This is a genomic window from Mesorhizobium sp. M7A.F.Ca.ET.027.03.2.1, from assembly GCF_003999175.1.
In the GTDB taxonomy this organism is placed as follows: domain Bacteria; phylum Pseudomonadota; class Alphaproteobacteria; order Rhizobiales; family Rhizobiaceae; genus Mesorhizobium.
The window spans coordinates 1-11043 of sequence record NZ_RZOM01000074.1 but is presented as its reverse complement, the minus strand read 5'-3'; the positions used below and the strand labels follow the sequence as shown (position 1 = coordinate 11043).

Here is an 11043-nt window from a genome sequence, read left to right as displayed (position 1 = left end):
CCGATGAACAGACCGAGAAACCCCATGGTCTTGACGCCGCCGATGAGGCCGAAAAACGTCGGCAGGAAGGGCAGTTTTATCGGCCCGCCGACCAGCTTCGGGCGCAGTGTCTTGTCGACGATGAACAGTTCGACCGCACCCCAGAGGAACAGTGCCAGCCCGGCCATCGGCGAGCCGCTGGCGGCCAGATAGATCGAGACCAGCGTGAACGACAGTGGCGCACCGCCAGGGATCAGCGCCATGACGCCGGTCAAGGCGCCAAGCGTGACCGGCGACGGCACGCCGGCCAGCCAGTAGGCGATGCCCAGCACCAGGCCTTCGCCGATGGCGATCACGGTCATGCCGGTCACGGTCGACGAGATCGTCGCGGGCACGACGCGCGAAATCCGTTCCCATCTGGTCGGCAGGATGCGTTCGCCGAGACGGTCGACCTGGCCGGCAAAATGCTCGCCGTCGCGATAGGCGAAGAACAACGCGATCATCATGAACAACAATGTCAGGAGCAAGCCGAAAGCGCTGCCGCCGGCGGCCAGCACACCGCGATAGATGCTGCCGATGTTGGCGCCGCTGACCAGCTGGATCAGTTCACCAATGCCGCCTGGATGGCCGAAATTGGTCGTCCATTGCTCGTTCAGCCACTCGCCCACGACAGGCATGGTGGCGATCCAGTGCGGTGTCACCGCGCCATGACGGTTGGTCTCGATCGCCCAGGCGACCCATTCGCGGACCTCGTTGATCGCATAGGTGCCGGCGAGCGCGATCGGGATCACCAGGAAGGCGAGGATGAAGAGGATGGCTAAGGTCGCGGCGATGGTGCGGTTGCCACTGACCGCGACAAGCAGGCGGCGGTAAAGCGGCCAGCTTGCGAAAGCGATGACGAGCGCCGCCAGCACCGGAAACAGGAAGCCGTGGAAGAAATAAACGCCGGCGGCGACGATCAGCACCAGCAGCCAACGCGCCGCCGACAGCGGCGGAATGACGGCAGCCCTGAGCGGCGTCGACAGGCCGAACAGGCGCTGCTGCCGTTCCGGTTTCTGGATTTTTGCTTCCTTCAAACGCCTGGCTCTCCCAAACACCCCTCCTGTCTATGCACTGATATAGTGCAGCAATCGTGACGATAGTCCAAATGATTGGGGATCTCCCCCCTCGAGAGGGAGATGGCCGGCAGGCCAGAGGGGGTCGCCGCGCGTGAAGCGCTAGCATTCTCTGTTCGCAAAGCAGGAGGTCGCGTCCAGTCGTGCCGACCCCCTCTGTCGCCTTTGGCGACATCTCCCCCTCGAGGGGAGATTAGCAGCGCTACCCAAATTTCCCCGTCCTCGGGAATCCCTTCGGCACCATCCGTCCGGCCGACGCACGGGCACCGATCCACTCGGCCAGTTCCTCGCGTGACCTTGTGAAGGTGCGGTCGGCCGAATCCTGCCAGGAGAGGCCGGTCTCCAGCGTGAACGGTTTGAGATCGAGAAGGCCGCCATCCTTGTATTTCTGCAGCCGCACGCCCTTGCCGCGGCCCATCTCCGGAATCTCGGCGAGCGCGAACACCAGCATCTTGCGATTCTCGCCGACGATGGCGAGATGGTCGCCGGTGACCGGGATGCAGCGCTTGGCTTCGTCCGGCGCCTTGACGTTCATCACCTGCTTGCCCTTGCGGGTGTTGGCGACGACCTCCTCCTCCGGCACGATAAAACCGTTGGCGTCGTGCGAGGCCAGCAGCAGCTTGCGCTTCGGATCGTGAACGAAGGCGGTGACGATGTCCTGGTCATTGTCCATATCGACGATGATGCGGATCGGCTCGCCATGGCCGCGCCCGCCAGGCAGCCGGTCGGCGCCGATGGTGTAGAACTTGCCGCCGGTGGTGAAGACCAGAACCTTGTCGGTGGTCTGGGCATGGAAGGCGAGCTTGAGGCTGTCGCCCTCCTTGAAGGTCAGCGTCGAGAGATCGGCCAGATGCCCCTTCATCGCCCGCAGCCAGCCCTTTTCCGACACGACGACCGTGACCGGCTCGCGCTCGATCATGGCGTGTGCGATGTCGGTCAGATCATGCTCGGGCGCGTCGGCGAACTGGGTGCGGCGCTTGCCGAGTTCGGTCTCCGGACCGAACTTGTCGCGGATGTTGGTGACTTCCCATTTGATCGTCGCCCACTGCTTCTCGTTTGAAGCAAGCAGTGCCTCGATCTGCTTCTTCTCGGCGCTCAGGCCGTCGAATTCCTTGCGGATTTCGAATTCTTCAAGCTTGCGCAGCGCGCGCAGGCGCATGTTGAGGATGGCTTCGGCCTGGGTGTCGGTGAGCGACCAGCGGGCCATCATCACCTGCTTTGGCTCATCCTCCTCGCGGATGATCCTGATCACCTCGTCGATGTTGAGGTAGGCGATCAGGTAGCCGGCAAGTATCTCCAGCCGTCTTTCGATCTCGCCGAGCCGGTGTTTCGAGCGGCGGATCAAGACCTCGCGGCGGTGCTCGAGCCACTCCTGCAGCACGCCCTTCAGCGACAGCACGTTGGGCACCTTGCCGCGCGACAGCACATTCATGTTGAGCGGAAAGCGGCTTTCGAGCTCGGTCAGTTTGAACAGCGATTCCATCAAGATGCCGGGATCGACCGAACGGCTCTTCGGCACCAGCACGACGCGGACGTCCTCGGCGCTTTCGTCCCTGATGTCCTCGAGCAGCGGCAGCTTGCGCGCCATCAGCAGTTCGGCGATCTTCTCGATCAGCCGCGCCTTCTGCACGCCGTAGGGGATTTCGGTGACGACGATGCTCCAGGTGCCCCTGCCCTGGTCCTCCTGGAACCACTTCGAGCGCACGCGAAAGCCACCGCGGCCGGTTTCATAGGCTTCGAGGATCGAGGCGCGGCTGTCGACGATGATGCCGCCGGTCGGGAAATCCGGCCCCTGGACAAAGTCCATCAGCTTCGCCACCGGCGCGTCCCGGTCTTCGATCAGGTGAAGTGCGGCATCGCAAAGCTCGGCGGCGTTGTGGGGCGGGATCGATGTCGCCATGCCCACCGCGATGCCGGACGAGCCGTTGGCCAGCAGATTCGGAAAGGCGCCGGGCAAAACCACCGGCTCCTCGTCTTCTTCATTGTAGGTCGGCCGATAATCGACGGCATCCTCGGTGATGCCGGACAAGAGTTCGGTCGCCACATCGGTCATGCGCGCTTCGGTGTAGCGCATGGCGGCGGCGTTATCACCGTCGATGTTGCCGAAATTGCCCTGCCCGTCGACCAGCGGATAGCGCATCGAGAAATCCTGCGCCAACCGCACCAGCGCGTCATAGATCGACTGGTCCCCATGCGGGTGGAACTTGCCCATCACCTCGCCGACGATGCGGGCACATTTGGCAAAGCCCTGGTCGGGGTTAAGCCGCAGCAGACGCATGGCGTGCATGATGCGGCGATGGACCGGCTTCAGTCCGTCGCGCACATCGGGCAGTGCCCGGTGCATGATGGTCGACAGCGCATAGGCCAGATAGCGCTCTTCCAGCGCCTTCTTCAGATCGACCGGTTCGATATGATCGCCACCGCCATTTTCAGGCGGCAAAAGCCTTTTTCCCATGGGCTCGGACTAGCCGAGCGGGTGATTCGCGGCAAGAGCCCGACAGAGATACCGGCCCTTCTGCAACATGAAACCGCACCCCGGGGGATGTTGGCCAACATCAGCCTGTTACATGCGGGTTCTATGGCCAAGCGCGACGGTATCCGGCTATCGGCTCTTCATGACAAATTCACCGGTTTGCGCAAAGACGGTGGGATCGGGTTTGCCTTTCACCGCGATTTTTGACCAATGTGCCGGGACACGCCTTTTTCCGGTCCAGTTCGTCACGGAATGGTGATGGCGCAAATAATTGAAAAAACAATTTCAGGACACTCTCAGGGACCTTGCGATGACAATCAAACGCTCAACTCTCAGGAAATTAGCCCTTTCGACCTTCTTGCTCACGCTGCCGCTGAATGCGGCCCTCGCACAGGATACGGCAGTGGCCGACCGGCTGAAGGCCGCGCTTGTCGCACAAGGTGTCGACATCACCTGGACTGGCGTGACCGGCGACAACACCAACATGGTGCTGCAGGGCGTTGCCATCAAACCGGCGGCGGAGAAGGAAGCGCTTCCCATCGGCGACGTCAAACTCGAAGGTGTGACCGAGGCAAATGGCGGCTATGACATCGCCACCGTATCGACGGCTGCCTTCACACACAGCAAGGACGGCGTCACCCTCGACCTCAGCCCCTTCGTCATTCATGACATGACAGTTCCGGCCGACGGCGCCACCGGCCCGCTCGGCTCGCTGATGATGTACAAGTCAGCCGAACTCTCGAACATGACCGTCAAGGTCGCCGACAAGACCGCCTTCTCGATGGACGGCCTTGCCATCGAAATCACGCCGCCGGCGGACGGCAAGGCGATGGAATTCACGGCCACCACGGAGAAATTCAACGCCGACCTGACGCTGGTGGACGATCCGAAGTCCAAGGAAGTCATCAACGCGCTCGGCTACCAGAACATCGCGGGCAATCTGGAAATGGCCGGCACCTGGCAGCCCACGGACGGCAAGATGGAACTGTCGAAATACGACATCTCGGTCGAGAATGCCGGCACGCTCGGCATGACCTTCAATCTCGGCGGCTACACGCTGGACTTTATCAAGTCGCTGCAGGAAATGCAGAAGAAGATGGCGGCACAGCCTGAAGGCGCCGACAATTCGGCGCAAGGCATGGCCATGCTCGGCCTGTTGCAGCAGCTTTCGTTCAACAGCGCCTCGATCCGCTTCGACGACGATTCGCTGACCAACAAGGTTCTGGACTATGTCGGCAAGCAGCAAGGCATGTCCGGCAAGGACATCGCCAACCAGGCCAAGGCGATCGTGCCGTTTGGCATGGCGCAGCTCAACAATCCGGAACTGACGGCGCAGGTTACGGCCGCGGTCAGCAAATTCCTCGATGATCCGAAGAGCCTCGAAATCTCGGCCGAGCCGCCGGCATCCGTGCCGTTCGCACTGATCATGGCGGGCGCCATGTCCAACCCGCTCGACCTACCGAAGACGCTCGGCGTCACCGTCAAGGCCAACGAAGACTGATCGAAGTAGTTCCCTTCTCCCCGTCACTATACGGGGAGAAGGTGCCGGCAGGCGGATGAGGGGCAGCGCCGACGCCTACAAATTGCAATTCATGCCGAACCGATTGCCAGGCGTCAGCTGCAACGGCCGTTCGCCAATCGCCCGCATCCGCGCTGCCCCTCATTGTCCTGCCGGACATTTCTCCCCGTATAGAGACGGGAGAAAGGGCAGTTGCAACGCCGCCGTCAGTCCTTCTTGGGCACGGCAACGCGCAGCGCCAGGTCGCGAAGCTGCTGCGGGCTCGCTTCCGACGGTGCGTTCATCAACAGATCGTAGGCCTGCTGGTTCATCGGGAACATGGTGATCTCACGCAGGTTCTTGGCGCCGAGCAGCAGCATGACGACGCGGTCGACACCGGCGGCCATGCCGCCATGCGGCGGCGCGCCATACTGGAAGGCGCGGTAGAGGCCGCCAAAGCGCTCCTCGACCGTGGCGCGATCCAGCCCGACCGTCTCGAATGCCTTGACCATGGTTTCGGGCAGATGGTTGCGGATACCGCCGCTGGCGATCTCGAAGCCGTTGCAGACCATGTCGTACTGGAACGCCTTGATGCCGAGCAGGTCCTCGCCATTCAGCGCATCGATGCCACCCTGCGGCATCGAGAACGGGTTGTGGGCGAAGTCGATCTTCTTCTCTTCCTCGTTCCACTCGAAGAACGGGAAGTCGACGATCCAGCACAGTTCGAAACGCTCGCGGTCGACAAGATTCAGCTCCTCGCCGGCACGGGTGCGCGCAGCCCCCGCGAAGGAGACGAACTTCTTCGGATCCCCGGCGACAAAAAAGGCCGCATCGCCGTCGGCAAGGCCGAGTTGAAGGCGGATCGCCTCTGTGCGCTCCTCGCCGATGTTCTTGGCGAGTGGGCCGGCGCCTTCGAGCTTGTCACCCTCCTTGCGCCAGAAGATATAACCCAGCCCCGGCTGGCCCTCGCCCTGCGCCCAGGAATTCATGCGGTCGCAGAAGGCGCGGCTGCCGCCGGTCTTTGCCGGAATGCCCCACACCTCGGCCTTCGGATCGTTGGCCAGGATGTTGGCGAACACCTTGAAGCCGGAATCGCGAAAATGGTCGGAAACGGCCTGCATTTCGATCGGGTTGCGCAGGTCCGGCTTGTCGGAACCGTATTTGCGCATGGCCACATCATAGGGGATGCGCTGGAAGTTCTGCGTCACCGGCTTGCCGTTGGCGAAGGTCTCGAAGACTCCGCGCATCACCGGTTCCATGGTCGACAGCACGTCGTCCTGCTCGACGAAGCTCATTTCGAGGTCGAGCTGGTAGAATTCGCCGGGCAGGCGATCGGCGCGCGGGTCTTCGTCGCGGAAGCAGGGCGCGATCTGGAAGTAACGGTCGAAGCCCGACACCATGATCAGCTGCTTGTATTGCTGCGGCGCCTGCGGCAGCGCGTAGAAGGTGCCGGGATGGATGCGCGACGGCACCAGGAAGTCGCGCGCGCCTTCCGGCGACGAGGCGGTGAGGATCGGCGTCGAGAATTCGGTGAAGCCGACCTCGCCCATGCGCTTGCGCATTTCGGCGATGATTTTCGTACGCGCAATGATGTTCTTGTGCAGCGTCTCGCGGCGCAGGTCGAGGAAGCGGTATTTCAGCCTGATATCCTCGGGATAGTCCGGCTCGCCGAACACCGGCAGCGGCAATTCCTTGGCCGCCGACAGCACCTCGATTTCGCGGGCGAAGATTTCGATCTCGCCGGTCGGCAAATTGGCGTTGGTGGTGTCGGGCAAGCGCGCCTTGACCTCGCCGTCCACGCGGATGACCCATTCGCCGCGCACGGTTTCAGCGACCTTGAAGGCAGGCGAATCCGGGTCGGCGACGATCTGGGTCAGGCCATAATTGTCGCGCAGGTCAATGAAGAGCAGGCCGCCATGATCGCGCACGCGATGCACCCAGCCCGACAGGCGAACGGTCGAGCCGACGTCGCTCTTCCTCAACTGGGCACAGGTATGGCTGCGGTAACGGTGCATTGTCATTGGTAAAGTCCGGGGTGCTGGGTTGCAGGCCGAAGCATCCGGCCTGAAAATTTGCGCGAAAAGCGCATGGGAGGCCGGATTTGTCAAGGCAACAGCCCGGGTTGGTATCTCGGCCCCGCTTTCCCAGGCGACCTATGAGCCCAGTGCCGATAGGCGAAGACGCTGAGCAAGGTGATCGACGACCAATGCAGCGCTGGCGGACGACGTTGCGGCACGATGAAGGCGAATCTCCGCCCCGGGCAGCGGCGGCACATGGCGGCCTGGATGGACGCCGCGCAGGCCAGGCGCAAGCATGCTGCCTTTGACCACGGTAACCGCCAGGCCCTGTTCAACAATTGCCTCCGTGGCTGAGAGGCTCGGGCTGACATAGGCCAATCGCCATGGCCGGCCTGCCTTGTTGAGCGCCTCAATTGCCCAGGAACGAAACAGGCAATCGGGGCTCGACAGAGCGACGGGCAGCGGATCGAGTTCCTCGACGGCTCGCGTCGCCGCCGCTGCCCAAATCGCCCTTTCGCGGCATATCAAATCTCCCTCGGTCGTACCTTCCGGGTGCATGGCGATGACGGCGTCGAACGACGACCCAAGCCGTTTCAGGAGCCGGGCGGTGAGACCAATCTCCATTTCGACCTGCACCAACGGAAATCGCTCGGCGATGCCGGAAAGGAGGCGCGGCAGGATCTTGGTGCCATAATCTTCCATGACCCCGATGCGAACCTGCCCGGCCACCTGCTGACCGGAAACACGCGCAATCGCCTGCTCATTGAGAGCAAGTATGCGGCGGGCATCGATCAGAAAGCCCTCCCCGGCGGCGGTGAGTTCAACGCGGGCTGTCGAGCGCCGGAACAAGATGGTCTCGATGCGCTCCTCAAGACGTTTCACCTGCAAGCTGACGGCCGCCTGCGTTCTATTGAGCTGCTCGGCGGCTCGCGTGAACGAGAGTCGCTCGGCAACGACGACAAAGGCCCGCAGAAGGTCCGGATCGAGATTCGGGATACTCATAGTGGAATGTTATCAAACTCATTGAGCTTATTCGATTCCTTATGGCCCGCCTTCCCGATATCCCCGGTTCCGAGCCAGCAAGGTCGGGAACCATGGAAGTCACAGGAGTGCTCGCCGCGATTCTCTCCAGCGCTTTCGGGGGCACCGCCGTTGGCGCAACGCGATATCTCGCGGGCACGCTCGATCCTCTGGCTATCGGTGCCGTCCGGTTCGGCGGCGGCTTTCTGGTTTTGGCCGCCGTCGCTCTCTGGCGGCGAGACAGGTGGCGGCCGAAGAGCGACTGGCTCGGCACTGGCGCATTGGGTCTTCTGTTCTTCGGGCTGTTTCCGGTGCTCTTCAATGGAGCCCTTGTCTACACGACGGCCGCGCGAGGTGCGCTTGCGCTTTCGACACTGCCTCTGCTCACGATGCTTGCCGCGGCAGTTCTGAAGATCGAGCCGCCGACCATCCGCAAGATCGTCGGTGTCCTGATCGCAATGGCAGGAGTGGCCGTAGCGCTCGGCACGAGCCTGACGACTGCTCCCCCAGATGCCTGGCGCGGAGATCTTCTCATGGTAGCGGCCGCTTTCTGCATGGCGCTCTACAACGTCTGGTCGAGACCATTTCTATCCCGCACCGCGCCAATCCCGTATCGTGGCGTTTGGCATGGGCGTGGGCGCGGTCTGCCTATCGGTCCTGGTGGTTTCGAACGGAGGCTTCGCGCGACTTGCCACTCTCAGTGCACCTCAGTGGATCGCGAGCGCTTATCTGGCCATAATTTGCGGCGCCTTCATTTTCTTCCTTTGGGCATTCGCGCTCGAGCGAGCCTCGCCGACGCTGGTTGCCGTCTCCGTTGCGGTGAATCCGGTGACGGCATCGATCTTCGGTGCTGTCTTCCTGGGCGAACAAGTGAGCGCGAACCTGATTGTCGGGCTGATGGCAGTCCTCGCAGGAATAGGCGTCGCAACGGGAGCAGCCGAGCGGCTTGGCCTGTGGCCCGACGATCGGCAGTCACGTCGAAGGCAGCCTGAGCGCTGACCAAGCAAAACGGGGGAACGAATCCAGGCGAATACAGCGATCATCCCTGTTGGCGCAGGGAATTGCTGCTGGCGTTGGCCAGGGCGATGGTCCAAGAAGGGATCACCGACACGTGATCGCCTCTTCATGTCCTCCATCCGCCCGATGATCCCGCTTCTTCTCGCCGCCGGCATCCTGCTCGGCGGCAATGGGCTGCAGAGCACGCTGATCGCGCTGCGCGGCGCGCAGGAAGGGTTTTCGGCTTCCGACATCGGCCTGATGGGCACCTTCTACTTCGCCGGCTTCCTGCTCGGCTGCCTGGCCATCACCCGCATCATGAAGGCGGTCGGCCATATCAGGGCATTTTCGGCGCTGGCGGCAATCGCCTCGGTCGGCACCTTGCTCCTGGTGCTGGTCATCGATCCTGTGATGTGGTGCGCGGTGCGCCTTGCTGGCGGCTTCTGCTTCGCCGGGCTGTTCACCATCGTCGAAAGCTGGCTGAATTCCGGCGTCGGCAATCACGACCGCGCACGCGTGCTGGCGATCTACCGGATGGTCGACATCGGTTCGGTGACATCAGCCCAGTTCCTGATCCCGGTCTTCGGCGCCGGCGGTTTCGCCATCTTCGCCATCATGTCGATGATGATCACCTTGTCGCTGGTGCCGGTGTCGCTCGGCGACCGCTCCAACCCGGCACCACCCGACGAGGTCAAGCTCGACCTGGCGCGCGTCTGGCGGATTTCGCCGCTGGGCTGCTTCGGCTGCATCGCCGTCGGCGTCACCAACAGCGCCTTTCGCACCCTGTCGCCGGTCTATGCCGAGCAGATCGGCATGTCGGTCGCCGATGTCGTCACCTTCGTCAGCGTCGGCATTTTCGGCGGCGCCATCATCCAGTATCCGCTTGGCTACCTCTCCGACCGCTGGGATCGGCGCCGCGTGCTCTTGATCACGACCTGCTGCGCGATGCTTTCGGCACTGGCGCTGGTGTTCATCGCCGGCAGCAATCCGGCGCTCAACTTCATCCTCATCTTCATCTTCGGCTGTTTCGCCATGCCGCTCTATTCGCTGTCGGCGGCGCATTCGAACGATCGCGCCGACACGGGCGAGTTCGTGCTGATCAACGCGGCGCTGATGCTGTTCTATTCCTTCGGCGCCATTGGCGGCCCGTTCGCCGCCTCGACGGCGATGCAATATTTCGGACCGGGCGCCCTGTTTGTATTCAGCGCGGTGGTCTATGCGATCTTCATCGCCGTCATCCTTTACCGCATGCAGGCCCGGTCCGGTGTGCCGGCAGGCAGGCGCGGCCGCTTCACCGCGCTCCTGCGCACTTCGACGGTTTTCGCGCGGCTGGCCAGGAGAAACGACGATTCCGATGGTCCGGGAACCTGATGATGGCGGTGCCAAAGCTTGACGAAAGCCCCGGCGGCTGAAATCTAGGAAGACCTTACTCCTGTCAAAAGCGATTTGATGCACGTCATCACCACCCAGAAAGAACTCGAGACCGTTCTCGCCGCTTTCGAAAAGTCGGATTTCGTCACCGTCGACACCGAATTCATACGAGAAACGACGTTTTGGCCGATCCTGTGCCTCATACAGATGGCCGCACCCGGCGTGACGGCGTTGATCGATCCGCTGGCTCCCGATATCAACCTGAAGCCGTTCTTCAGGCTGATGGCCAACGAGGCGGTGGTCAAAGTCTTCCACGCCGCGCGGCAGGACATCGAAATCATCGTCCACCTCGGCGATCTGGTTCCGCATCCGGTGTTCGACACGCAAGTGGCGGCGATGGTCTGCGGCTTCGGCGACAGTGTTTCCTACGATCAGCTCGTGCAGCGCATCACCGGCGCACGGCTCGACAAGTCATCGCGCTTCACCGACTGGCGCCACCGGCCGCTTTCCGACAAGCAGCTCGACTACGCGCTGGCCGACGTTACGCATCTCATCGAGGTCTATCAGCACCTC

The 11043-nt window shown here is 62.5% G+C and carries 8 protein-coding genes and 2 pseudogenes; 6 read left to right on the top strand and 4 right to left on the bottom strand.

Going from position 1 to position 11043, the window contains the following annotated elements:
• Both EN750_RS05665 and parC read right to left on the bottom strand, forming a co-directional pair.
• Positions 1 to 1055: AI-2E family transporter (locus EN750_RS05665; protein ID WP_145967441.1), on the bottom strand; the 1055-nt coding region annotated here is incomplete at its 3' end.
• Between the two features lie 241 nt (positions 1056 to 1296).
• The gene (parC, locus tag EN750_RS05660) at positions 1297 to 3549 is read right to left on the bottom strand and encodes a DNA topoisomerase IV subunit A (RefSeq protein ID WP_127395852.1); all 2253 of its coding nucleotides are present in this window, start codon (positions 3547 to 3549) and stop codon (positions 1297 to 1299) included.
• Between parC and EN750_RS39130 the strand changes: the two genes are divergently transcribed.
• Both EN750_RS39130 and EN750_RS05655 read left to right on the top strand, forming a co-directional pair.
• Positions 3505 to 3774: a hypothetical protein gene (locus EN750_RS39130; protein WP_145967439.1), complete on the top strand. Its 270-nt coding sequence runs from the start codon at positions 3505 to 3507 to the stop codon at positions 3772 to 3774. The genes parC and EN750_RS39130 overlap by 45 nt on opposite strands.
• A 103-nt stretch (positions 3775 to 3877) precedes the next feature.
• Entirely contained in the window at positions 3878 to 5068 is a 1191-nt protein-coding gene (locus tag EN750_RS05655) for a hypothetical protein (protein ID WP_127395851.1), read from the top strand.
• Between the two features lie 224 nt (positions 5069 to 5292).
• Here the strand turns inward: EN750_RS05655 and aspS are convergent, their stop codons facing one another.
• Both aspS and EN750_RS05645 read right to left on the bottom strand, forming a co-directional pair.
• A complete protein-coding gene (gene aspS, locus EN750_RS05650; RefSeq protein WP_164781698.1) occupies positions 5293 to 7080 on the bottom strand; it encodes an aspartate--tRNA ligase in 1788 nt (595 codons plus the stop codon).
• A 138-nt stretch (positions 7081 to 7218) separates the two neighbouring features.
• Positions 7219 to 8085 carry a LysR substrate-binding domain-containing protein gene (locus EN750_RS05645; protein WP_127395850.1) on the bottom strand — a complete coding sequence of 289 codons (867 nt, stop codon included), beginning with the start codon at positions 8083 to 8085 and terminating at the stop codon, positions 7219 to 7221.
• 41 nt (positions 8086 to 8126) lie between these two features.
• Between EN750_RS05645 and EN750_RS41635 the strand changes: the two are divergent.
• From EN750_RS41635 to EN750_RS05630, 4 genes and pseudogenes are all read left to right on the top strand, one after another.
• Positions 8127 to 8522 (top strand): annotated as a pseudogene (locus EN750_RS41635) (DMT family transporter); the annotation flags it as partial.
• Between the two features lie 208 nt (positions 8523 to 8730).
• Positions 8731 to 9102 (top strand): DMT family transporter, encoded by a 372-nt coding sequence (locus EN750_RS41630; protein ID WP_348629579.1) that lies wholly within the window; start codon positions 8731 to 8733, stop codon positions 9100 to 9102.
• Positions 9103 to 9228: 126 nt separating this feature from the next.
• Entirely contained in the window at positions 9229 to 10470 is a 1242-nt protein-coding gene (locus tag EN750_RS05635) for an MFS transporter (protein WP_127395849.1), read from the top strand.
• Positions 10471 to 10548: 78 nt separating this feature from the next.
• Positions 10549 to 11043, top strand: a pseudogene (locus tag EN750_RS05630) (ribonuclease D); the annotation flags it as partial.